The 24442-nt window shown below is 64.3% G+C and carries 19 protein-coding genes and 1 pseudogene; 5 read left to right on the forward strand and 15 right to left on the reverse strand.

Annotated elements, in window-relative coordinates:
- Positions 1–43 precede the first annotated feature (43 nt).
- The 4 genes and pseudogenes from IPM73_07410 to IPM73_07425 form a co-directional block, all read right to left on the reverse strand.
- A complete protein-coding gene (locus IPM73_07410) occupies positions 44–748 on the reverse strand; it encodes a hypothetical protein (protein MBK8917859.1) in 705 nt (234 codons plus the stop codon).
- 1500 nt (positions 749–2248) lie between these two features.
- Positions 2249–2358 (reverse strand): annotated as a pseudogene (locus tag IPM73_07415) (transposase).
- A gap of 812 nt (positions 2359–3170) precedes the next feature.
- The gene (locus IPM73_07420; GenBank protein ID MBK8917860.1) at positions 3171–3440 is read right to left on the reverse strand and encodes a hypothetical protein; all 270 of its coding nucleotides are present in this window, start codon (positions 3438–3440) and stop codon (positions 3171–3173) included.
- A gap of 879 nt (positions 3441–4319) precedes the next feature.
- Positions 4320–4715 carry a hypothetical protein gene (locus tag IPM73_07425; protein ID MBK8917861.1) on the reverse strand — a complete coding sequence of 132 codons (396 nt, stop codon included), beginning with the start codon at positions 4713–4715 and terminating at the stop codon, positions 4320–4322.
- Positions 4716–5207: 492 nt separating this feature from the next.
- On the opposite strand from IPM73_07425, the gene IPM73_07430 reads away from it, so the two are divergent.
- Positions 5208–5501 carry a hypothetical protein gene (locus IPM73_07430; GenBank protein MBK8917862.1) on the forward strand — a complete coding sequence of 98 codons (294 nt, stop codon included), beginning with the start codon at positions 5208–5210 and terminating at the stop codon, positions 5499–5501.
- Between the two features lie 104 nt (positions 5502–5605).
- Positions 5606–6067 carry a phage integrase N-terminal SAM-like domain-containing protein gene (locus IPM73_07435; protein ID MBK8917863.1) on the forward strand — a complete coding sequence of 154 codons (462 nt, stop codon included), beginning with the start codon at positions 5606–5608 and terminating at the stop codon, positions 6065–6067.
- Between the two features lie 35 nt (positions 6068–6102).
- Here the strand turns inward: IPM73_07435 and IPM73_07440 are convergent, their stop codons facing one another.
- The 9 genes from IPM73_07440 to IPM73_07480 form a co-directional block, all read right to left on the reverse strand.
- Positions 6103–6522, reverse strand: coding sequence for a putative toxin-antitoxin system toxin component, PIN family (locus IPM73_07440; protein MBK8917864.1), 420 nt, complete (start codon positions 6520–6522; stop codon positions 6103–6105).
- Entirely contained in the window at positions 6506–6775 is a 270-nt protein-coding gene (locus IPM73_07445) for a hypothetical protein (protein MBK8917865.1), read from the reverse strand. The genes IPM73_07440 and IPM73_07445 overlap by 17 nt, the downstream gene beginning before the upstream one ends.
- Before the next feature lie 19 nt (positions 6776–6794).
- Positions 6795–7175 carry a helix-turn-helix transcriptional regulator gene (locus IPM73_07450; GenBank protein MBK8917866.1) on the reverse strand — a complete coding sequence of 127 codons (381 nt, stop codon included), beginning with the start codon at positions 7173–7175 and terminating at the stop codon, positions 6795–6797.
- An 88-nt stretch (positions 7176–7263) separates the two neighbouring features.
- The gene (locus IPM73_07455) at positions 7264–9726 is read right to left on the reverse strand and encodes an FtsX-like permease family protein (GenBank protein MBK8917867.1); all 2463 of its coding nucleotides are present in this window, start codon (positions 9724–9726) and stop codon (positions 7264–7266) included.
- Positions 9723–11792: an EAL domain-containing protein gene (locus IPM73_07460; GenBank protein MBK8917868.1), complete on the reverse strand. Its 2070-nt coding sequence runs from the start codon at positions 11790–11792 to the stop codon at positions 9723–9725. Before IPM73_07460 ends, IPM73_07455 begins: the two co-directional genes overlap by 4 nt.
- Complete coding sequence (radA, locus tag IPM73_07465; GenBank protein MBK8917869.1) at positions 11792–13153, reverse strand: DNA repair protein RadA; 1362 nt, start codon at positions 13151–13153, stop codon at positions 11792–11794. The genes IPM73_07460 and radA overlap by 1 nt, the downstream gene beginning before the upstream one ends.
- Before the next feature lie 120 nt (positions 13154–13273).
- The gene (locus IPM73_07470; protein MBK8917870.1) at positions 13274–13984 is read right to left on the reverse strand and encodes a hypothetical protein; all 711 of its coding nucleotides are present in this window, start codon (positions 13982–13984) and stop codon (positions 13274–13276) included.
- Positions 13974–15059 carry an alanine racemase gene (alr, locus tag IPM73_07475; protein ID MBK8917871.1) on the reverse strand — a complete coding sequence of 362 codons (1086 nt, stop codon included), beginning with the start codon at positions 15057–15059 and terminating at the stop codon, positions 13974–13976. The genes IPM73_07470 and alr overlap by 11 nt, the downstream gene beginning before the upstream one ends.
- A complete protein-coding gene (locus tag IPM73_07480; GenBank protein ID MBK8917872.1) occupies positions 15056–15958 on the reverse strand; it encodes a LysR family transcriptional regulator in 903 nt (300 codons plus the stop codon). The genes alr and IPM73_07480 overlap by 4 nt, the downstream gene beginning before the upstream one ends.
- 145 nt (positions 15959–16103) lie before the next feature.
- On the opposite strand from IPM73_07480, the gene IPM73_07485 reads away from it, so the two are divergent.
- The 3 genes from IPM73_07485 (at position 16104) to lplT (ending at position 23256) form a co-directional block, all read left to right on the forward strand.
- Positions 16104–17207 carry a two-component system response regulator gene (locus IPM73_07485; protein MBK8917873.1) on the forward strand — a complete coding sequence of 368 codons (1104 nt, stop codon included), beginning with the start codon at positions 16104–16106 and terminating at the stop codon, positions 17205–17207.
- Positions 17185–21921 carry a PAS domain S-box protein gene (locus IPM73_07490; GenBank protein ID MBK8917874.1) on the forward strand — a complete coding sequence of 1579 codons (4737 nt, stop codon included), beginning with the start codon at positions 17185–17187 and terminating at the stop codon, positions 21919–21921. The genes IPM73_07485 and IPM73_07490 overlap by 23 nt, the downstream gene beginning before the upstream one ends.
- 69 nt (positions 21922–21990) lie before the next feature.
- A complete protein-coding gene (gene lplT / locus IPM73_07495; GenBank protein ID MBK8917875.1) occupies positions 21991–23256 on the forward strand; it encodes a lysophospholipid transporter LplT in 1266 nt (421 codons plus the stop codon).
- Between the two features lie 9 nt (positions 23257–23265).
- On the opposite strand, the gene IPM73_07500 is transcribed toward lplT, so the two are convergent.
- Positions 23266–23970, reverse strand: coding sequence for a uracil-DNA glycosylase (locus IPM73_07500; GenBank protein ID MBK8917876.1), 705 nt, complete (start codon positions 23968–23970; stop codon positions 23266–23268).
- Between the two features lie 26 nt (positions 23971–23996).
- The gene (rimI, locus tag IPM73_07505; GenBank protein MBK8917877.1) at positions 23997–24434 is read right to left on the reverse strand and encodes a ribosomal protein S18-alanine N-acetyltransferase; all 438 of its coding nucleotides are present in this window, start codon (positions 24432–24434) and stop codon (positions 23997–23999) included.
- Positions 24435–24442: the final 8 nt, after the last annotated feature.

A 24442-nucleotide genomic window follows, 5' to 3' on the forward strand; every position in this document is an offset into this window, starting at 1 on the left:
GCGGGCGAAGCCCGCTGTAAGCCAGTCCCTGTTGACCGCAGTGTTAGGCCGTTTTTGGGACAATTGGGCCACCATAGCGATCTGCGAGCTGCTGACTGAACCGACCTACAAGCGCAAAAACAAGTTTTGCTGCCTCACTGATGTAGTCCGGTGAAACAACGATTGTGCTGTCTTCGATCTCCACTCCCGGTATCTTTGCGACGAGTGTTTTGATTTCCTTTTCTTTCCCGGCGGGAAGATCCATTAGGCGACCATTTCGGTGCGCAATGAAATTACGCAGTTCTTGGAGTTGACCGAGGCGTTCGCGCTCTTGTTCAGACCATGGCAATTGAATCCGAAGCACCCCTTCAAAATACTTCTCTATTTGGTTTCGGAAATTATTGGCTCGAACATCTCGGAATGCGAGGCCAATATTTTCACGCTTGCCGACGTAGATGGCGAAATCTGTGAGAAAGGACTCAAATAACCCCCAGATTGGCACAAGCGCACCAATACGAAAGAAGCGTGGAATTTGACGATCTACAGCTTCGTCAATCTCGGAAAGCCTTGCCCCATATTCATGATATTCGAGGCTGCATTTCTCGTTCTCAAGCCCGCGCTCGGCGCGTAGTCGGTATTGTGCTTGTGCATGCGATATCTGTTCTTCAAGGACATTTAAGTAACTTTCCAATGCCCACGATTCATACCCGAAGGATATGCCCGGAAAGCCGAGATCAAGGTTCAGAAGTTGCTCAATATCCAATGCCATAGTGGTTTTCTCAGAAACTCTTGCAAATGCGGTTACCCCAATTATCAACCCACGGATGTGTTCCTGCGGGGCAACCTTTTGACGTGTCGTAGTACTGCTTGTCTCCGTCAAAACTTTTGCAGATTCGATTGCCCCAACCGTCAACCCATGGATGGGTGCCAGCTGGACAGTTTTCCGTGCTGCCTTGAATGGTTGTGGTTTGCTCCGAATCAAATCGCTTGCATATCTGATTGCCCCATTGATCTACCCAGGGATGTGAGCCAGCAGGGCAGCCTGCTTCTGCTGCAAGTGATACAGCGAAAACAAAAAATCCAATGAAAATACGTGCTCGCATAACTGTGCTCCTTTCGGCCTAACGTGGAGGTCACCGGCGCTGCGCGGCTTTATCGCGCAGCGTCCGGTGGACCGCAGGGTTGGGCGTCATTGGCACCGCTTTAGCGCGAGCACCGGAGGTTGCTAAGGTTGGGCAACACACAGGCAACTGGTGTTGATCTGAGCTCCGGTAGATTTTGCGTGGATATAGCTACAGCTTCTTTCGACATAATTGGGTGCGCTACCAATAAGGGCTGCGACGCAACGTGCAGAATAGCCACCCCATTGTGTTCCTCCACAGAACTCGTCGCATGATGCTGTGCCATTGTTACCAGTTTTCCAGCGAACCATAGCCATGTTACCGATCGCGCTCGAAGTAGTGGACGAAGTAGCGGCTAGTGCATCAATTTGACGACGCTGATCTTCAACTGTTTTAGAGAGGCTTGCCAGCGCACCCTTTGTTGCTTCAACGTCTCGGCCTACAGTCACAGCCATATTCTCAGGTAGCCGTTCGTCGCGCGGCCACACTAAGCTGTAATTGCCCTTTTGGGTGGCAACTGTAACTACTGCTTCGTCGTAAACGGCTGGGTTATTGGCTACTGCGCGAGGGGTGCGGGTGCACGTGAAACTTTGTGAGTTTTGAATTACGAGAGCGGTGTTTTCGTTGAATTGGCGCTTAGCTCCGGCCACGTTACCTGAACACGTTACTGGGCCGTCCAGCGAAACCCCGTTAATCTGAAGTTTGATATCAACACTCGATTTCAGAAAAAAATCGGCCTGCTTTCTATTGTTGATGCGATGGGTGATTGTGACTCCTTGAGCTTGAAGGCTCAGGCACGTAGTTACCGCGTCAAGAGACTTGCCTGCAATTCTTTCCTCATACAGATTCGAACGCTCTTGCAGAGATGCCGATGATGCGTAGGTACGGCAGAAATTGCTAATTTTTTCCTCGTTTGTCGTTGCGCCCGCCGTGAATTTGAAAGGAATCGACTTTACAACAGCCTCAAGCCCAACCGAACCAGAGGACTGTTTGACTGAGCCATTTGCTTCACAGTAACTGTCAAAGACTGAGTTCGTGTAGCTGACCGAACTGGAATGGATTGAGAATTCTTTCAGAGCTGATGCAATGTCCAGGCAGCGTAATTCCTGAGCGTTTCCGCACGTTGGAAGAAACACCGCAATAGCTGTCGTCTTGCTCTTCGCGTTGCTGGGGAGCTTCACCCCATCGATGGCGAACATCTCCCGACCGATGAGTCCCTGGCGATCGGGCAGACGGTCAGCACCCGGGCGAAGAGTGACGGCCATGTCGCCCAGATTGGCGGACGAAGGCGGGCCAGGGTGGCGAAATGGGGGTGGGAATCACCGATAGCGCCATGAACACGACGTCTCCCGGCAGGCGCTTGGGGGCGTCGACTCTGGCCGGCCGGGAGGCGACGATGCACGACCCGGTTGTAGGGAGAGTACGACCTTGGGGTCGCATAGGCGCTGGCGCCCTGCTGGTCCATTGCGGTAGCCGGGCTGCGAGCGAGAGACAGGTAACTCGTGTCCACCAGTAGTTCAGGGATGCTCGAAGGTGCCGAACGAGTTGCTGGTCGAAATGACCGGCAAGCCAGTCCCAGCCCTATGTACCGGCTTGAATCGCGCCATTCGCCTCACGAATGCGTTGACATTGTGGATTTGCAGGACTGGGCGGGCGGTTTGGGGTTACAGCCCAATTGTCTACGCCCGGGATAGGTTCATACGGGAAGCGGGCGAAGCCCGCGTTGTGTTTTGTGGTACTGAATTGTCCGCGTTGGGCCTTTTGGGACAAATTGGTTTGCCACCATAGCGATCAGTGCGAGTGGACTGAGTCGAACGATCCAGCGCAAAAACAAGTTTTGCTGCTCACTGATGTAGTCCGGTGAAACAACGATTGTGCTGTCTTCGACTCCACTCCCCGGCATGTCTGCGACGAGTGTTTTGATTTTCCCCCGGGAAGATCCATTAGGCGACCATTTTCGGTGCGGCAATTGAAATTACGCAGTTCTGAGTTGACCGAGGCGTGCGCGCCGGCCTTGCCCCTTCAGACCAGGCTGAATCGAACCACCCACTTCAAAATACTTCTCCGAAATTATTGGCTCGAAATATTGGAATGCGAGGCCAATATTTTCACGCTTGCCGACGTAGATGGCGAAATCTGTGAGAAAGGACTCAAATAACCCCAGATTGGCACAAGCGCACCAATACGAAAGAAGCGTGGAATTTGACGATCTACAGCTTCGTCAATCTCGGAAAGCCCTTGCCCATATTCATGATATTCGAGGCTGCATTGGTTCCAGCCCGCGCTCGGCGCGTAGTCGGTATTGTGCTTGTGCATGCGATATCTGTTCTTCAAGGACATTTAAGTAACTTTCCAATGCCCACGATTCATACCGAAGGATATGCCCGAAAGCCGAGATCAAGGTTCAGAAGTTGCTCAATATCCAATGCCATAGTGGTTTTCTCAGAAACTCTGCAAATGCGGTTACCCCAATTATCAACCCACGGATGGTTCCCGGGGCAACCTTTTTGTCGGTAGTACTGCTTGTCTCCGTCAAAACTTTTGCAGATTCGATTGCCCCCAGTTCACACCATGGATGGGTGCCAGCTGGACAGTTTTCCTGGTGCGCCTTGAATGGTTGTGGTTTGCTCCGAATCAAATCGCTTGCCCCATATCTGAATTGCCCCATTGATCTACCCAAGGGTGTGAGCCAGCAGGGCAGCCTGCTTCGGCTGCAAGTGAAACACCAGACAAAAACAAAGAAAATACGTGCTCGCATAACTGTGCTCCTTTCGGCTAACGTGGAGGTCACCGGAGCTGCGCGGCTTTATCGCGCAGCGTCCGGGGGGACCGCAGGGTTGGGCGTCATTGGCACCGCCTTAGCGCGAGCACCGGAGGTTGACGGCGGTGCGACACACAGGCAACTGGTGTTGATCTGAGCTCCGGTAGATTTTGCGTGGATATAGCTACAGCTTCTTTCGACATAATTGGGTGCGCTACCAATAAGGGCTGCGACGCAACGTGCAGAATAGCCACCCCATTGTGTTCCTCCACAGAACTCGTCGCATGATGCTGTGCCATTGTTACCAGTTTTCCAGCGAACCATAGCCATGTTACCGATCGCGCTGGAAGTAGTGGACGAAGTAGCGGCTAGTGCATCAATTTGACGACGCTGATCTTCAACTGTTTTAGAGAGGCTTGCCAGCGCACCCTTTGTTGCTTCAACGTCTCGGCCTACAGTCACAGCCATATTCTCAGGTAGCCGTTCGTCGGCGGCCACACTAAGCTGTAATTGCCCTTTTGGGTGGCAACTGTAACTACTGCTTCGTCGTAAACGGCTGGGTTATTGGCTACTGCGCGAGGGGGCGGGGAATGGAAACTTTGTGAGTTGACTTGAATTACGAGAGCGGTGTTTTCGTTGAATTGGCGCTTAGCTCCGGCCACGTTACCTGAACACGTTACTGGGCCGTCCAGCGAAACCCCGTTAATCTGAAGTTTGATATCAACACTCGATTTCAGAAAAAAATCGGCCTGCTTTCTATTGTTGATGCGATGGGTGATTGTGACTCCTTGAGCTTGAAGGCTCAGGCACGTAGTTACCGCGGCAAGAGACTTGCCCTGCAATTCTTTCCTCATACAGATTCGAACGCTCTTGCAGAGATGCCGATGATGCGTAGGTACGGCAGAAATTGCTAATTTTTTCCTCGTTTGTCGTTGCGCCCGCCGTGAATTTGAAAGGAATCGACTTTACAACAGCCTCAAGCCCAACCGAACCAGAGGACTGTTTGACTGAGCCATTTGCTCCAAAGTACCTGTCAAGACTGAGTTCGTGTAGCTGACCGAACTGGAATGGATTGAGAATTCTTTCAGAGCTGATGCAATGTCCAGGCAGCGTAATTCCTGAGCGTTTCCGCACGTTGGAAGAAACACCGCAATAGCTGTTGCTAGCATCATTGTTCCGTTCTTCATTTTCTTCTCCTTTAGATCTGAATGTGAATCAACGCGGCATGTGATTGTGACGCCCAACGCTTAGGTAACAAGCCGCCGCGACTGGTGGCTATTTGACGAACAACGCTCATTGCGGCGGTCTTGTTGACCGTTGAGTTGGGCTGGTTTTTGGAGACCGATATGGACGAAGGCGTTGCCTACAATAACTGGATGGAATGCGAGGCAGAGATAAAGCGCCTTACGATTGCGCTACGCATCAAAACCGAAGAGCACCAGTGCTGCGCAGAGGACTTAATTTCGTTGCGCAAGAGCGAACAAGATGGGTGGAAGGAGGCCGCGATTGCATGGGAGGTATGCGTCTCGATCCACGAAAAGTGGGCAAAGGGCAAAGATGCGCTGTACTCGACCCGACACGCTGACTTTGAAAAGCATGCTGACGATGCACGGCGGAAACTGCCGCCCAACGTGAAGTGAATAGCATATTTGCAGGGTTGTCCTTCCCCCGCGCTGCGTAACCTGGTCGAGACGTCACCGTCGAACCCCCTTGCATTCTGCCCCATGGGCACTATACTGGTGTTATGTACAGCATTAAATCGGCCCCCAAACCCGGCGATGCCTCTGCGCGCCAGCCTTTGCGCTCCGTGAAGCTTCTGGATCAGCTTCGCGAGCGCATCCGCTACAGGCACTACAGCATACGTACCGAAGATGCATATGTCTATTGGGTGCGTGCCTTCATCCGTTTTCATGGGCTTCGCCATCCACGGGATCTGGGCGGTGCGGAAGTCGGAGCGTTTCTTTCCTGGCTTGCCGCAGAGCGCAACGTGGCACCTTCGACTCACAAGCAGGCCCTGTCGGCGATTCTCTTCCTTTACCGTGAAGTTCTGGAAACCGATCTGCCCTGGCTGACGGACTTGGTCCGGCCCAAGGAACGGGTCAAGGTTCCCACTGTCCTGTCGCGTGTCGAACGGCATTGGGAACGGCATTGGGGACAGACCACGATAACCCGTAAAGCCCCGCCTGACCCGCCTTTCGGCGGATAGCGGCTAAGAGTAAATGGCTGCTTGCGGCCCTTCGTCTATCCGGCGATCTGCTGTGCCGCCTGAGCGGCGGTGATGATCGGGATGCCTTCGTGGCTTTCCATTGACAGCAGATCGGCGTCGCCCGACACGATCCAGTCGGCGCCGGCCGCGATTGCGGCGGCGATCACCTGATCGTCGTCGACATCTGTGGGCACCACGCGCGGCACCTGTTCCGGCTCGACGACTTCCACCGCCTCGACATAATCTGCCAGCACCTCGCGCACCGTCCTGCCGATGAGGGCCAGCCGCTTGGTCGCCGAAGGCCGCGTCAGCACGTCGGCCAGTTCATCGAGCAGCGCCGGGCTGGTGAAGAGCCTGGCATCGCCGCGGCTGCGGATTACATCGAGCAAGCGATGCGGCGTGCCGCGCCACAGCAGCGCCGACAACACCACATTGGTATCAAGAACGATCCGCACCCGACGCCTTCGCCTGTTCCCGTGCCCGCCGTTCCGCCCGCGCCGCCTTCACCTCGGCCTCGATTTCCTCTTCCGTCATCGGTGCCACGCCGGCCGCCTCCAGCGCCGGCGCGATGGCTAGAAGCCGATCCCATGCCGCGCGCTTCCTCGCCTTGCCGGCGAGGAATTCCACAAAGTCCTCCACCTCCGCCACCTGCTGCGGGGAGAGCATCCTCAGCTTCGAGATCAAAGCCTCTTCCACGGTCGCATTCATCGTTACACCTCCGTTGCCGTCAGCGCGCCAGCGCCTGCAAGTGCTTCTTGGTCAGGAAGGCATCGAGCAGCTTCTTGACCACGTTCTTGTCGTCGTCAGGCGGTTGCTCCACCTCCTGGAACTGCTTGAGCAACTTCCGATCCTCGAAGCGGGCCTTGGCCGCCTCATCGGCGGCGCCATCAAGCAGATAGTCGCTGGTCACGCCCAGGGCGTCGGCCAGGCGTTTCAAGGTATCGCCCGAGGGGTGCGAGGTGCCGCGCTCGAAGGGGCCGACGTGGGTGTAATGCAGCCCGGCCAACTGCCCCAGGTCGGTCTGCGACAGGTTCTTCTGCTTGCGCAGTTCCTTGAGCCGCTGCGCGAAGCCGTCCAGTATCTCGGTCATATCCCGCATCTCCGTCATGGAAAGGGGTTCGAATGTGACCATGTTGCCGAATTCGGCAGGGGAAGTCGACGCTTCAGCGCCCGCATCGACCGTTGCCATCCGGCTGTCACCCCCGCAGCGTCTCCAGGGGCGGGACGGCCAGCAGGCGGCCCAGGGCGGCCCAGCCGACGGCGGCGGCCAGCAGGCCGGTGGCCAGGGCGGTCAGGGGGAAGGTGAGGAGGGGGAAGTCCAGGCTCATGTCGAACACCCGGCGGGCGACGACCTGGCCCAGCAAGGCCGCGCCCGCGGCGGCGCAGAGGCCGGCCAGGGCTCCGGTGGCGGCGAGTTCGGCCAGCAGGGCTGCGGCGAGCTGGCGGCGCCGGGCACCCAGGGCGCGCAGCACGGCAAATTCCTGTCGCCGTTCGGCGAAGCCCGCCACCAGGGCGGCGTAGAGGACGGCCAGCCCGGCCCCGAGGGTCAGGGAGAAAATCAGTTCAACCGCGCTGGCCACCTGGCCGATGACGTCCCGGAACTGGCCGATCAGAACCCCCAGGTCGATGAGGGTCAGGTTGGGGAAGCGCGCCACCAGATCCCGGCCCAGGGCCAATTGCGGCGAAGGCAGGTGGAAACTGGTGATGTAGCTGGCGGGTTGATCTTCCAGGACTCCGGGGGGGGTGAGGACGAAGAAATTGACCCGCATCGAGTTCCAGTCGAGGCGGCGCAGCCCTACCACCTCCAGGTCGATGCTCTGCCCGGCGATGCGAAATTCAAGCCTGTCGCCCACCTTGATGCCCAGGGTGCGCGCCAGGTCCTCCTCCACCGAGGCGACGCGCTTTCCCGTGTCTTCCGGGGCGAACCAGCGGCCGGTGGTGACTTCGTTGCCCGGAGGCAGGGCCCCGCGCCAGGAAAGGTTGAACTCCCGCTCCACCAGGCGTTGCGCCCGGTCGTCGTCAGGGTAGTCGGTGGCAGCCACCGGCCGGCCGCCGAGGGTGGCGAGGCGCCCCCGCACCATGGGCGCCAGTTCGGCGTCGATGCCACCTTCCCGCAGGCGGGCGGCAAGGGCCTCGCGCTGCTCCGGCTGGATGTTGACGATAAAGCGGTTGGGCGCATCGGCGGGAGTCGCCCGCTGCCAGGCATCCAGAAGCTGGCCCCGGGTGGCCGACACCACCAGGAGAGCCATGGCTCCCAGGGCCAGGGCGACCACTTGCAGGGTGACCGGGCCGGGGCGGCGGCGGAGGCCTGTGGCCCCCTGGCGCCAGCCGTAGCGGCTTCCCGCTGGCCAGCGCCCGAGCAGGGCGATGGCGAGCCGGGCGGCCCCGGCGAAGACCGCTGCCGCGGCGGCGAAGCCCCCTGCCGCAAGAAGTCCCAGGCGCAGATCCCCGGCGATCCAGACGATGAGGACGGCCAGCGCGGCAAGCCCCAGGCCCCAGGCGGCCAGCCAGGAGGCCTCGGGGGGATCCAGGTCGCGGCGCAGAACCCGCAGAGTGGGCACCTTGCGCAGGCGGAGCAGCGGGGGGAGACCGAAGCCCAGCAGCAGTACCGCTGCCACGGCGGCGCCCTGGAAGGCAGGCAGCAGCGAGGGCAAGGGCAGACCGTCCCCCAGAAGGCTCGCCACCAGGGCGTGCAGGGCAAACTGGATGCCGTAGCCCAGGGCGCTGCCGAAGGCCGTGGCCAGGAGCGTGAGCAGCGCGAACTGGCCCAGGGTCAGGCGCAGCAGGGTGGCCTGGGTGGCCCCCAGGCATCGCAGGACGGCGCTGCCATCCACATGGCGCTCGCCGTAGCGGCGGGCGGCCAGCGCCACGGCAGCGGCGGCGAGGATGACCGTCGCCATGGCCGCGAGGCCGAGGAAGCGCCGCGCCCGGTCCAGGGTATTGCGGATTTCCGGGCGCGCGTTTTCGCTATCCTCGATTCTTTCTCCCCGCTCCAGGCGCGGCGTTGCCCAGGTTCTGAAGGCTGCCACGGCAGCGTCTTCGCCGGCCAGCAGCAGGCGGTAGGTGATGCGGGCGCCCGGTTGCTCCAGGCCGCTGGCGGGGAGATCGGCCAGGGACATGAGCAGGCGGGGGGCGAAGGCGAAGAAATTGGCGCCCCGGTCCGGCTCCTGGGCCAGGATTGCCGCTACCCGGAGGCGGATTTCCCCCACCTCGACCGTGTCGCCGGGGCCAACCCCCAGGGCGCCGGCCAGACGCTCATCGACCCAGACGCTGCCGGGAGCCGGGGGCGGAACGCCGCTCTGGCCGTCGCTGAGGCCGAGGCGCCCGCGCAGCGGGTAGGTCGCGCTCACGGCCTTGATTTCCGCCAGTTGCGGTCCCCCGGCCGCCCGCACCATGCTGGGGAAGACGCGGGTTTCGGCCAGAGCCAGGCCGCGCCGGGCCGCTTCCGCCGCCGGGGCCGGGGACCAGGGGTGGTCGGCCACCAGAAGCAGGTCGGCCCCCAGGAGACGGCGCGCTTCCCGCTCCAGGGCGAGGCGCACCCGGTCGCTGAGGAAGCCCACGGCGGTCACCGCAGCGACCGCCAGAACCGTCACGGCCAGAAGAAGGCGCAATTCCCCCGTGCGTAGTTCGCGCCGGAAAAGGCGCGCCGCCAGGCTCACGCCGCGCCCCAGCGGGCCTCGAATTCCCGGGCGTCGGCGGGTTTGCCGTGCAGGAAGCCCTGCAATTGGCGGCAACCATGATCGCGCAGGAAGGCGGCCTGCTCGGCCGTTTCGACCCCTTCGGCCACCACTTCCAGGCCCAGGTTGCGGGCGAGCGTCATGACCGTGGTGACGATGGCCTCGTCGCCGGTATTGCGGCCGATGCCGGCGATGAAGGAGCGGTCGATCTTGAGCTGCTGGATGGGCAGGCGCCGCAGGTAGCTGAGGGAGGAGTAGCCGGTGCCGAAGTCGTCGATGGCAAGGCAGATTCCCAGCTTGCGCAGACGCTCCAGGAGGCCGATGGCGTCGTCGACCTGCATGACCACGGATTCGGTGATTTCCAGCTTGAGGCGGTCGGGTTCCAGCCCGGTTTCCTCCAGGATGGCCATCAGGCTGGCGATGAATTCGGGTCTTTCCAGTTGTTTGACCGAGAGGTTCACCGAAACCTGGGGCAGGTCGAAGCCCTCCTCCCGCCAGGCCATGACCAGACGGCAGGTCTCCCGCAGCACCCAGTTACCCAGGCCCACGATGAGGCCGGTTTCTTCGGCCACGGCGATGAAGCGGGCAGGCGGCACTTCGCCCAGTTCCGGGCTGTGCCAGCGCACCAGGGCCTCGGCGCCGGTGAGGCTCCCGCTCTCGGAGTCGACCTGCTGCTGCAGGAAGACTTCGAGTTCTCCATTCTCCTGGGCCCGGCGCAGGAGGTTTTCGATGCGCACGCGCTCCTTGACGCGATCCGTCATGTCGGGCGAATAGAAGTGGAAATGCCCCCGACCGACGGATTTGGCCCGATACATGGCGGAATCGGCGTTGCGCATGAGGGCGCCGGGGTCGTCGCCGTCGTCGGGGAAAACGCTGATGCCCACCGAGGCGGAGAGGTAGAGCTCGTGGCCGGCCACCGCAAAAGGCTGCTCGAAGGCGGCGATGATCTCGGCGGCCAGCGCCGCGGCCGGGGCGTGGCCCGGGATGGCTTCCATGAGGCAGATGAATTCGTCGCCGCCCAGGCGGGCCAGCATGTCGATGAGGCGCACCCGGTCGGCCAGGCGGGTGGCCACGGCGACCAGCAGATCGTCACCTACCGTATGCCCGAGTGAGTCATTCACCTGCTTGAATTGATCGAGATCGATGAACAGGACCGCCAGGCGCTCGTTGCGCTCGAGGGCCTCCGCTGCGCTCTCGTGCAGACGCTCGATGAAGCGGCGACGATTGGGAAGCCCGGTGAGGGGATCGTGGTAGGCCAAGTAGTTGAGCTTGCTCTCGGCCTGGCGTCTTTCGGACACCTCGCCCTCCAGCATTTGATTGGCCCGCCGCAAGTCGGCCGTCCGTTGCTCCACCTGGATTTCCAGAGTTGCGCGGGCGGTCTCCAGCTTGGTGTCCTGGATGCGCAGAATCTGCTGCGCCCGACGTACCACCAGGAACTGGAGCAGATAAAGGAGGGCAAAGACCGCCACCACCCCCGCCGTCACCCACCACAGCGTTCGTCCGACCTCGGCGGTGAAGGGGCTGACGTCCTGGGCGATTTCCACCACGGCCTCCACGGCGCCTTCGGCATCCCGGAAGGGGACGTAGGTGGTGAGGATGTCCCTCCCCTGCCCGCCCGGCGCGGTGCCGGCCATCAGGGCGCTGTTTTCCTTGCCCCCCAGGGCTGCCTGAAAGCCTGATGCCAGAGCGGCGGCCGTCCCCACCTGCTCGGCGTCACTGGCGAAAACCGCGACCCCGAGGCGGTTGTGAACGCGCAGACTGACGACGCCGGTATCCTTGAGCAGCGCCTCCAGGCGGGGGCGCAGGGCTTCCCCGGCCGGTGCAGCCCGCAGGGCGGCGGAATCGCGACCGTAGGAATGGCGCACTTCTTCGGCGTAAGCGTCCCACAGGGCGTTGCGGAAGACCCGGGCGAAGGCCCCGTTGCGGTCCGCCGCCAGGGTCGTCATCTGGCGCTCCGACAGGTCGCGGTAGAGCGGGCCCAGGGCCCCCGCCGCCAGGACGATCAGGATGAAGCTGAGGGTGGAGAAGTAGCGGGAAAGGTTGAACATCACTCCACCAGTTCGGCAAGACGCGATACAGCGTCCTCGACCCGGGACACCGCCACCACCTCCAGCCCGGCGATGGCCTGCCGGGGCCGATTGGCTTCCGGCACCAGGGCCCGGGTGAACCCCAGCTTGGCCGCCTCCTTGAGGCGCTCCTGGCCCCGCGGCGCAGGTCGGATTTCCCCGGCCAGGCCAACTTCACCAAATACGACAAGTTTAGACGGCAAAGGCTTGTTTCTAAGAGAAGAAACGATCGCGAGAACCACGGCAAGATCGGCCGCTGGCTCGCTGATGCGCACCCCGCCGACGGCATTCACGAAGACATCCTGATCGTAGCAGGCCACCCCGGCGTGGCGGTGCAGGACAGCCAGCAGCATGGCCAGGCGCTGAGGCTCCAGGCCCACCGTGAGGCGACGGGGGTTGCCGTGGGCGCTATCCACCAGGGCCTGGATTTCCACCAGCAAGGGACGGGTGCCCTCCTGGGTCACCATGACGCAGGAGCCCGCCACGTCGTGGCCGTGGCGGGAGAGGAACAGGGCCGAGGGGTTGCTCACCCCCTTGAGGCCCCGGTCGGTCATGGCGAAGACGCCCAGTTCATTGACCGCCCCGAAGCGGTTCTTGCAGGAGCGCACCAGGCGGAAGCTCGAATGGGTGTCGCCCTCGAAGTACAGCACCGTATCGACGATGTGCTCCAGTACCCGGGGCCCCGCCAGGGAGCCCTCCTTGGTGACGTGACCCACCAGGATGACCGTGACGCCAAGTTGCTTGGCCACCCGGGTGAGTTGGGCCGCGCACTCGCGCACCTGGGCCACCGATCCGGGGGCGCTCGACAGGGCATCCGACCACAGGGTCTGGATCGAGTCGATGACCGCCACGCGGGGCTTTTCCGCCTTCAGGACGGCGAGGATGGCTTCCAGATTGATTTCGGCCAGCAGCGGCAAATTACCGGTCTCCAGGCCCAGGCGGCGGGCCCGCAGGGCCACTTGCTCACCGGATTCCTCGCCACTGACGTAGAGCACCGCTTCGCTGGCCGCCAGGGCCGCCAGGGCCTGCAGCAGGAGGGTGCTCTTGCCGATGCCCGGGTCGCCGCCGATGAGCACCACGCCCCCCGCCACCAAACCCCCGCCCAGAGCGCGGTCGAACTCGCCCACGCCCGTCGACAGGCGCTCGGTCTCCCGCGCCTCGATGGAGGACAGCACGCGCAGACGAGCCCCCGGCGCGATGGGCTGAAACCGCCCGGCGGCAGTTTCCTGGACCACCGACTCCACCAGGGTGTTCCACTCCCCGCAGCCGGGGCACTGGCCCTGCCACTTGGGGCTGCTGGCGCCACACTCGTTGCACAGGTAGAGGGATTTTGCCTTGGCCATGGGGTCAGCGCGTCGAAGGTGCCGCGTCAGCGTGAGCGTCTCGGTGATCTCCCGCGGGTGAGGGAGCGAAAGCCGGGAGGGGCGCGGGACCGTTCATCATGGGGGGCAATTTTATCCAGATCAACTAAGAAACGCTGCGAGCGCCTGAAATACGGTCACCGCCGTGGGATCGACAGCGCGCAGCAGGACAGCCAGCCCGAAAGCCGCGCCCACCAGCAGAAGCCAGAACAGCCAACTGGCCCGCAGGGCGCCCTCGACCCAGGAGGCCGCCCCGCCCCCTGCCGCCCGGGCCATGCCTACGGCAAGCACCGCTTCCACGCCGGCTTCGAGGAGCGCCGCCGAGGCGGCCCCCAGAAAACCGCCAATGATCCACCACAGCACCAGGGCGACCAGGCCGATGACCGCGGCGGCTACGGCAATGCCTACCGCCGGCAGGCAGCCCTCGGCGTCCACCGAGGCCAGTTCGGCGATGCCGGAAACGCCATCGCCCACCGTCTCCACCCGGTCGGCGAGGCGGGACGCGGCACCGGAATCCTTGCCGTCGGCGGGGGGTTCGACGTGCTGCGGGTCCAGCCGCACTTTCAGGGCATCGAGGCCGGTGGCCCGCAACCAGACCCCGACCAGACCCAGAAAGGCCCCGTAGGCCACGATGACCACCAGGGGCAGCCGCAGGCGCAGATCGCTCAGCCCAAGGCGCAGGAGCAGGTGACTCGCCAGTCCGCCCACCAGAAAGCATGCTGCCAGGACCAGGAAGGTCTGGGTGCGCAGCCAGCCGGCACCGCCCAGGCGTCGTTCGAGGTAGCGGCGCAGGGGCTGGCGACTATCGGCCACGCAGCATCTCCACCGGCACCCGGGCCGCCAGGGCGCAGTACAACTCGTAGGCAATGGTTCCGGCCGCGGCAGCCACGTCGTCGGCAGGGACTTCTCCGCCGGGGCCACGCCCCCAAAGGGTGACCGGGGAGCCCGGACCGGCCTGGGGCAGGTCCGAAAGATCGCAGGCCAGCATGTCCATGGATACCCGTCCCAGGGTTCGGGTCAGTCCGCCATGCACCGCAAGGGGCGTCCCCGTGCCGGCGTGGCGGGGATAGCCGTCGGCGTAGCCGCAGGCCACGACCCCCACCCGCAGGCGCCGGGGGGCGACGAAGCTGCCGCCGTAACCTACCGCCTCGCCCGCGGCGACGTCCTGCACCGCGATGATCTGCGAGCAGAGGCTCATCACCGGCCGCAGGCCGAGGCTCGCGGCGCTGACCTCGGCGAAGGGACTGGAGCCGTAAAGCATGATTCCCGGCCGCACCCAGCCCACGCGCGTTTCCGGGTAGCGCAGGAGTGCGGCGGAATTGGCCAGGCTGACGGGCCCCCGCCATTCGGGCAGCAGGGCCTTGAGGCGTGCCATCTGGGGGGCGACGCCCTCGGGGCCGTCGGCCGAGGCAAAGTGGGTCATCAGGGTGGTTCGGCCGGGGTCGAGTTCGTTCAGACGCTCCCGCAGCCAGGGGATTTCCGCGGCCGAGAAGCCCAGGCGGTTCATGCCTGTATTGATCTTCACGTAGAGCGGTGGCAAGGCTCCCCCGCCGTGCAGCAGCGCAAACTGGTCGCGGCAATGCACCACGCAAGCGAGGTCGAGTTCCTTGGCCAGGCGGGCATCCCGGGCGGAAAAAACGCCTTCCAGCAGAAGGATGGGCTGCCGCACACCGGCCTCGCGCAGCGCTGCGCCGGTCTCGGCCTCCAGGACGGCGTAGCCATCCGCGTCGCCCAGGGCATCCAATGCCCGCCACAGGCCGTGGCCGTAGGCGTCGGCCTTGAGCACGGCCCATGCCCCGGTTCCGGCGGCCAGCCGCCTTGCCAAGCGGTAATTGGCGGCCAGGGCCTCCCCATCGATGCTGGCGCGGATCGGGCGGGCCAGGTTCATAGCAGGGTTTCCTGCAGTCGCCGGCGCAGGAATTCCCCGCAGGTGGCGACCACGCGGGAACGATACTGCCCTTGCCGGTAAACCAGGCAGATGCCCTGCTCCAGTCGGGGTTTGAGGGGAAGGGACACCAGGCTCCCCGCGCCCACCTCCCGCTCGACCGCCTGGGCGAAGACGATGGCGTAGCCCAGGCCCGTTGCCGCGGCAGCCTTGAGGGCCTCGGTACTGCCCGCCTGCAGGACGACCTTCAGGGCGTCGGGCGCAGTGCCGGCTGCCGCCAGAAAGCCTTCCGCCGCCTGGCGACATCCGGAACCCGGCTCCCGCACGATGGCTTCGAAATCCTTGAGGGCCCGGCCGCTGACGCTCCGGCTGCGGGCCAAAGGGTGATCAGGGGTGCATACGAAGCGCAATTCGGCCTGGCCGCAGGATTCGCAATCCAGCCCCGGCAACGGCCCCGGCAGGGCGACGAGGCCCATGTCCCACTTTCCTGCGGCAACCCCTTCGGCCACGGCGGCCGAATTGACGATGTCCAGGTGCACCGTCACCTGCGGGTAGAGCGCGCTGAATTCGGCCAGCAGGGCTGGCAGAAGCTGGTCGCCGATGCCCGAAGGCGTCCCCAGGCGCAGCGCGCCGCGCATGTCGTCGGTCACTTCCGCCAGGCGGGTCTCCATCTCGCGGCTCAGGGCCAGGATGCGCTCGGCGTAATCGAAGGCGATGCGACCGGAGGGCGTCAGGTCGAGGACCCCCTTGCCCCGCTCCAGAAGGCGCGTGTTCAATTCCGCTTCCAGTTGCCGGATCTGGAAATGAACCGCCGACTGGCTCATGAACAGGGCTTGCGCTGCACGCAAGAAGCTGCGGTGCTGCGCCAGGGCGTAAAACACCTGCAAGCGCCGGTCGCCCATCCTGCCCCCCGAAAACCCAAAGGCGCTATTCAAACACGTTTGCCTCGGCCGCGAAACCGCCGTGGCAAGGGTGACAAAGGCCGTCGCGGGGCGCCATAATGCCGGCCAAGATCAATCCCCTGCACCCCGGGCAACCGAGGCTCCCATGGAAACGCGCCAGGCCACCATCCTGATCGTTGACGACACGCCGGAAAACCTGACGGTCCTTGGGGAGCTCCTGCAGCCAACCTATCGGGTACGCGCCGCCAACTCCGGGCGGCGGGCGCTGCAGATCGCCGCCGGCGACCCCACCCCGGACCTCATCCTGCTGGATGTGATGATGCCGGAAATGGACGGCTACGAAGTCCTGGCCCAATTACGCGCCAAACCGCGTACGCGCGACATCCCGGTGGTTTTCGTGACCGCCATGGACAGCACCGAAGCGGAAGAGCGCGGTCTCGACGGCGGCGCGGTGGACTACATCACCAAGCCCCTGCGTCCCGCCATCGTCCTCGCCCGGGTGCGCACCCAGCTCGAACTCAAGCTGGCCCGCGACTGGTTGCGGGACCAGAACACCTACCTGGAAGCGGAAGTCAGCCGCCGCATGAGCGAAAACCAGCTCATCCAGGAGGTCAGCATCCACGCCCTCGCCCGTTTGGCGGAAACCCGGGATCCCGAAACCGGCAATCACCTGCGCCGCACCCAGGAATACGTGCGCTGCCTGGCCCGGGAACTGCGCGCCGGCGGGCGCCACGCCGAGGCTCTGGGCGACCGGGCCATCGAAACCCTGGCGCGTTCGGCGCCCCTGCACGATATCGGCAAGGTGGGCATCCCCGATCACATCCTGTTGAAGCCGGGCAAGCTGACGCCCCAGGAGTGGGAGATCATGAAAACCCACGCCGCCCTGGGCTCCGAGGCCATTGCCCAGGCCGAGCGGGACGCCGCCGAGTCGGTCGAGTTCCTGGCCGTGGCCAAGGAAATTGCCCACTACCATCACGAAAAGTGGGACGGCAGCGGTTATCCCGAGGGCCTGCGCGGGGAAGCGATTCCCCTCTCCGCCCGCCTGATGGCCCTGGCGGACGTGTTCGACGCCCTCATCAGCCGGCGGGTCTACAAACCACCCATGCCCTACCAGGAGGCGCGCGAGATCATCGTGAGCGGCAGCGGAAGTCATTTCGACCCCGCCGTAGCGACTGCCTTCGAAGCGGCTTTCGAGCAATTCTGCGGCATTGCGGAGCGTTATCAGGATGACGGTCCGCCACCTGGCTGATCTGACCCTCGCCGACATCATGACCCCGGGCGCCATCGGGGTCGCGGCCGACTGCACCCTGGGCGAAGCGGCCCGCGCCATGAGCCGGGCGCGTATTTCCAGCCTGGTGATCCAGACCAACCGCCGCCCGGTGGGCATCCTGACTGAGCGCGATGTGCTGCGTCTCCTGGCCGACCACACCCAGGCCGATCTCACCGTTGCCAGCGTGATGAGCACCCCGGTGGTCGCGGTGGCCGCTTCCCTGGATTTTCGCAGGGCCTACGAGACCATGCGTCGCGATGGCGTCCGCCATCTGGTCGCGACCGACGTCCTGGGTGAAACCATCGGCATCGCCACCGAAACTGACTTCCGCACCCACCTGGGCCACGAGGTTTTCCGCCACAGTGCCGACCTGGGCGCCCTGATGGACCGCAACATGCCGGTGCTCCTCCCCCAGGCGCCGGTTTCCGAAGCGCTCACCCTGATGTTGCGGGAAGAGTGGGATTACGTCCTGGTCAGCGAGAACGGCGCCCCCATGGGCATCCTGACCGAACGCGACATGCCGCGCCTCCTGACGGTCGGCCGCGACCTGGACCACATGCCGGTGGCCGAGGCCATGACGGCCCCGGTCCATGCCGTCGGGCCCGGCGCCACGGTGATCAACGCCCTGGAAGCCATGGACGCCGGCAAGTTCCGCCACATGGCGGTGGTGGACGGGGCGGGCCGCGTGGTGGGCATGGTCAGCCAGCACCGGCTGCTCGAACGCCTGGGCATGGAAATCATCGAGGAGGCCTGGGAACAGCACGAGGTGCTGGAATCGGTCAAACACGACTTCGAGGACCGTCTCGCCCTGGTGCTCGAAAGCACGGGCATTGCCGTCTGGGAATACGACTTCGCCGCCGATCGCTTCACCTGGAGCCCGACCATGGCGGTGCTGCTGGGTTGCGACCATGCGCAATTGCCCGTATCCGCCCGGGATTTGCACGCCATCATCCACGGGGCCGACCGGGTGGCCTTCCTGGATACGGCGCGGCGCTGCTACCGCGAGGACCGTATTTTCGATGCCGAATGCCGCCTGTGCCGGCCCGACGGCAGCCACTTCTGGATCCGCTACCGCGCCCGGGTCGCCGCCCGCGACAAGGACGGCCGCCTGGCCCGTACCGTGGGCACCCTGGCCGACATCAGCGAGCGCAAGGCCGCCGAGGCGGCTCTTGTCGCCCGGGAACAGGTGTTTCGCGCCATCGTCAGTCAGGCCCGCGACGGCATCGTGCTCATCGACACGGGCAGCCTCGGATTCGTCGAATTCAACGATGCGGCCTGCCGCAGCCTGGGCTACAGCCGCGAGGAGTTTTCCCGCCTGCACCTGTGGAACGTGACCGCCGGGCTCTCCAGGGGCGAGGTTCAGGCCCGGGTGAAGGACATTCTCGCCGCCGGCGGCATGGATTTCGACCTGGATCACGTGCATTGGGACGGATCGATCCGCCATGTGCGCAGCAGCTACCGGGTGGTCGGCGTGGGCGGGCAGACCTTTCTCTCCGCCCTGTGGACCGACGTCACCGACCGCCGCGATGCCGAGGCTGCCCTGCGCGCCAGCGAGAAGCGTTTCCGCGCCCTGTTCGAAGGAATCGCCGGCATTGCGGTGCGGGGCTACGATGCGCTGGGGCGCGTGGTGCTCTGGAATCAGGCCTGCGAACGCCTCTACGGCTATTCGGTCACCGCGGCGGGAGCCCTGGGTTTCGGTGAATTCCTCTGGCCGCCCGAGCGTCGCGATGCCCTGGAGGCGGCCTTCCGCGCCTGGGTCGCCGGCGGCCCACCCCTGGAAGCGGGGGAGTATCCCCTGGTCCGCAGGGACGGCGCGCCGGTCACCGTTTTTTCCAGCCCGGTCCTGCAAAGGGGGGGCGAAGGGGCCCCGGAGGTCTACTTCATCGAGGTGGATCTGACGCCTCTGGAGGAAATCCAGTTCCAGTACCGTCTCCTCGCCGATTCGGGATCAGCGCTCATCTGGACCTCGGACGGCGCGGGCCGGGGCAATTATTTCAATCGACCCTGGCTGGAATTCCGGGGACGAAGCCTGGAGGAAGAGGTCGGCGATGGCTGGGTCGAGGGCCTCCACCCCGAAGACCGGACCGCCTGTGAGGAAGCCTACCGCCAGGCCATCGCGTCCCGGGAGGCCTTCGGCCTGGTCTTTCGCCTGCGCCGCCACGATGGCGAGTACCGCTGGATCATGGACGAGGGCAGGCCACGCTACGACCGGCGGGGGGAGTTTCTGGGTTTTATCGGGCACTGCATCGACATCACCGAAAGCAAGGAAACCAGCCTGGAACTCGAGCAGCACCGGCAGCACCTGGAAGACCTGGTGCGCCAACGCACCGGCGAGCTGGAGGCGGCGAACCTGCGGCTGCAGGCCAGCGACCATCGGCATCAGGCGCTCTACGGCATTTCGCGGCAGGCCGAGGGACTCGACGAACAGACCCTGGTGGGGCTCTGCCTGGCCGAGGCGGCCCGCCTCTTCGGCAGCCGCCTGGCCTGGCTGGTGACCTACGACGAGGATGGCACGATTCTCGCCGTCGAAGGGTATGACCGCGACCGGCGTTTCCATTGCGCCGACTGGATGAGTTGTCCCGACTGCGGTGCGCTGCAGGCCCTGGCCCGGTGTTGTTGCGAGGTGCGCAAGCCGCTGGCCTGCGATGTCCCGGGCATCGGGGATGCTTCCGCCGCCGTACCCCGCGGCAGCCAGATCGCGGCCCCTGTGGTGGAGTCCGACCGCGTGCGCGCGGTGTTCGGGGTTTCAGGCCGCGACCCCGCCTACAGCGATGCCGAATGCAGCGAACTGGGTGCAGTGGCCAACGACCTGTGGCGCATCGTGATGCGCCGCCGGGCCGAGATCGCCCTGGCCCGGACGAGCGACGCCGCCAAGGCCGCCAGCCGGGCCAAGACCGCCTTCCTGGCCAACATGAGCCACGAGATTCGCACCCCGATGAACGCCATCATCGGCCTTACGCATCTCCTCCTGCGTCAGATCGAGAGCCCCAAGCAGGCCGACCAGTTGAAGAAGATCGGCGATTCGGCCCAGCATCTGCTTTCCATCATCAACGACGTCCTCGACATCTCCAAGATCGAAGCCGGCAAGGTGGACCTCGACGTCGGTGACTTCTCCGCCGTCGGCATTTTCGACAACGCCATCTCCATGCTGACCGAGCGCAGCGCCCAGAAGGGTCTCGTTCTGACCAAGGACGTGGATTCCGCCGCCGCCGTGCTCCTGCGGGGTGACCCGACCCGCATCGGACAGATCGTCATCAATTACGCCGCCAATGCGATCAAATTCACCGAGAGCGGCACCATCACCCTGAGGGCGCGGGCGGTGGATGCCGATTCCGCCGTTGTCCGCCTGCGCCTGGAGGTCGAGGATACCGGCGTCGGCATCGATCCCGAGGCGCGGGAGCGCCTGTTCAACGAGTTCGAGCAGGCCGATTCATCCACCACCCGCCGCTACGGGGGAACGGGCCTGGGCCTCGCCATCTGCCGCCTGTTGGCCCAGTTGATGGGGGGCACTGTGGGCTGCGACAGCGTGCCCGGAGAGGGAAGCCTTTTCTGGTTCGAAGCGGCCTTTCCCCGAGCCCCCCTCGGGCATGGCGAGGAGCCTCCCCCGCCTCTGGCGAACACCGACCAGATCGAACGGGAACTGGCGGCCCGCGCAGCGGGATGCCCGCTCCTGCTGGCCGAGGATACCCCGGTCAGCCGCGAGGTCATGTTCGAACTCCTCGCCGGTCTGGGATTCCAGACCGATCTGGCCGAAGACGGCGAAGCCGCGCTGAGCCTGGCCGGCAAGAAGGACTATCGCATCATCCTGATGGACGTCCAGATGCCGAAATTGTCCGGTCTGGAAGCGACCCGAGCCATTCGCAACCTGCCGGGGTACGGCCAGGTTCCCATCGTCGCCCTCACCGCCAACGCCTTCGAGGCCGATCGCCAACTCTGCATCGCGGCCGGCATGAACGACCATATCCCCAAACCGGTGGACCCGGCCCTGCTCTACGCCACTTTGTCCCGCTGGTTGCCCGCCACACACCCTGTTTCCCCGCTCCCTGCGTCTCCGGTGAGTGCTGCGGAGCCCGATCCAGGCGGGATTCTGGAGAAATTGCGGGCCATTCCCGGCCTGGGCGCCGACATCGGGCTGCGCCGCCTGAGGGGCAAGGTGCGTACCTATGTGCGGGTGGTGGAGATGTTTGCCTCCGAGCACGCGGGCGACGCCGAGTCGATCCGCCAGTTGCTCGTCGAGGGTCGCGGTGCCGATGCCCGGAGACAGGCCCACTCCCTCAAAGGGGCCGCCGGAGCCGTCGGGGCGCCCCGCCTGATGGAACTGGCCGCCGCCCTCGAAAAAGCGTTGGCCGACGGACACGACGCCGCGGAACCTGCCCGGCTGGCGATGGGGATGGAACTGGGCCGGCTGGTCAGCGCGATTACGGCCCTGCCCTTCGATCAGACCCCGGTGGATCAACCTACGGACTGGGCGGGCGCACGCGGCACCCTGGATGCCCTGGAAACCCTGCTGGCCCAGGATGATATCCGTTCGGCCACGCTCTTCCGCGAGAGCGCGGCCAATCTGCGCGCCGCCCTGGGAAGCGACAGCGAAGTGCTGGACCGGCAGATCGCCGGTTATGACTTTCAGGCGGCCCTGCAAACGCTGCGCCGCCTGAGAGGCCATGACGAGCGCCTGAGGCCGGAAAAGGGCTGAAATCAAGCCTGCGGCGAAACCGTGTTATAACCCTCGCCGACAACGAAAACCAAGACCGAGACCGCTTCCGTGCCCTTCGGCTTCTACATCATCATGGCCGCGCAGTTTTTTTCTGCCCTGGCCGACAACGCCCTGCTCATCGTCGCCATCGCGGCCCTGCGGGACATGCACGCCCCGGCCGAATACGAACCACTCCTCAAGACCTTCTTCACCCTTTCCTACGTAGTGCTCGCCGCGTTTGTCGGCGCCTTTGCCGACTCGATGCCCAAGTGGCGGGTCATGTTCGTCAGCAACACGGTGAAGATCGTCGGCTGCGGCATGATGTTCTTCGCGGTTCATCCCCTCGCCGCCTACGCGGTGGTCGGCCTGGGGGCGGCGGCCTACTCGCCGGCCAAGTACGGCATCCTGACCGAATATCTGCCCGCGCGCCAACTGGTGGTCGCCAACGGCTGGATCGAAGGACTCACCGTCGGCGCCATCATTCTCGGCGTGGTCATCGGCGGAACCCTCATCAAGCCCGAGATCGCCAGCACCCTGCTTGCCCTCGACGTTCCCATCGTCAGTACCGGCATCGATACGGCGGGAGAGATGGCCATCACCATCATCGGCATACTCTACGTCCTCGCCGCCGTCTTCAATCTCTATGTGCCCGAGACTTCGGTGGACCACAAGCCCCTGAAGCGCAATCCCTGGTACCTGATCCACGAATTCAACCATTGCTTCTTGCTGCTCTGGCGGGACAAGCTGGGCCAGGTCTCCCTGGCGGTGACGACCCTGTTCTGGGGCGCCGGAGCGACACTTCAGTTCATCGTCATCAAATGGGCCGAGGTCTCCCTGCAGCTCGATCTGTCCAAATCCTCGATGCTCCAGGGGGTCGTGGCCGTGGGCGTCGCCGTGGGCGCGGCCTGTGCGGCGCGCTTCATCACCCTGCGCCGCTCCGTGAAGGTGATCCCCCTCGGCATCGCCATGGGCCTCATCGTCCTGGTCATGAATTTCGTCCGCGACATCGAACTGGCCATTCCGCTGCTCATCCTCATCGGGGGCCTGTCCGGCTTCTTCGTCGTGCCGATGAATGCGCTCTTGCAGCACCGGGGCCACATTCTGATGGGGGCGGGCCACTCCATCGCCGTGCAGAACTTCAACGAGAACCTCTCGATCCTGATGATGACCGGCCTGTATTACGCCATGATCCGGGCGAATCTCTCCATTTACGTGGTTCTGACGCTTTTCGGCATTTTCGTGTCGGCGGCCATGTATCTCGTGAAACGGTTGCACGAGGCGAACCAGCGGCGCTACGACGACGTCGCGCATCTGGACGATACCCGCGACCACTGAAGGCGCGGTTCAGAGAGGGAGCTGGCCCTCGGCGGCAGCTTCCCGCGCCACGCGGCGGGCAAGAAGCAAATCTTCCCAGGCCTTGGCCTTTTCCGGCAGGTTGCGGAGCAGATAGGCCGGGTGATAGGTGACGATCACGGGAATCCCCCGGTAATCGTGACTGCGCCCGCGCAGGGACGCCAGGGCGCGGTCGGCGCCCAGGAGGGTGCATGCCGCGGATCGGCCCAGGAGGACGATGATGCGGGGACGCAGGAGTTCGATCTGCCGTTCCAGGAAGGGCCGGCAGGCGTTCATTTCCTCGGCTTCCGGCGTGCGGTTGCCCGGGGGCCGGCATTTGACCGCGTTGGCAATATAGACCCCCTCGCCTCGCCGCAGGTCGATTCCGGCCAGCATGGCGTCGAGCAGTTTGCCCGCCTGCCCGACAAAGGGCTCGCCCTGGGCGTCTTCCTCGGCTCCGGGGCCTTCACCGATGAACAGCCAGTCCGCTTCCCGGTCCCCGACGCCGAGGACGGCCTGTTTGCGCTGGCGACATAGGACGCAGGCCTGGCAGGCGGCGACCTGGCGGTCCAGTTCGTCCCAATCCCCCGCTGCGGTCCCGGGCACCGGCGCTTGCCCGACCGTTCCGCTGGCCAGGCCGCTATCCAGGCGGCTGGGCGAAGGCCCGCCCTCCGCGGCTCCGGTGCTGCGCAAGCGCCAAAGCGGGGCGATGCCCATCTCGGCGAGGAGTGTGCGGCGATCGGTCACAATTCCCTTGCCATGACGATGGCGTCTTCCCGCCCTCCGGGTGCCGGGTAGTACGCCCGGCGCAGGCCCACGCGGGAAAAGCCGAAATGGCGATATAAATCGAGTGCCCTCCCATTCGATGGACGAACCTCGAGCAGAAAGCGCCGAGCGCCGGCGCTGCGGGCCGTCTCCATGGCACAACGCAACAGGCGGGAGCCTATGCCCTGACGCTGCTGACCGGCCGCGACGCCCAGATTGAGCAGATGCGCTTCGTCGATGACACTCATCACCACCGAGAATCCGACCAGGACGCCGCCCAGGCGCGCGACCCAGACGCTATGGCCGGCCTGGTGGGAATCGAGAAAATTGCCCCGGCTCCAGGGAAAGGCCTGCAGCCCCCCCTCCAGGGCCGTGATCGCGTCGATCTGGTCTTCCCGGAGCGGTTCCAGTTCCAGCGTGGGGG

This window comes from Betaproteobacteria bacterium, assembly GCA_016720065.1.
Taxonomy (GTDB): domain Bacteria; phylum Pseudomonadota; class Gammaproteobacteria; order Burkholderiales; family Rhodocyclaceae; genus SSSZ01.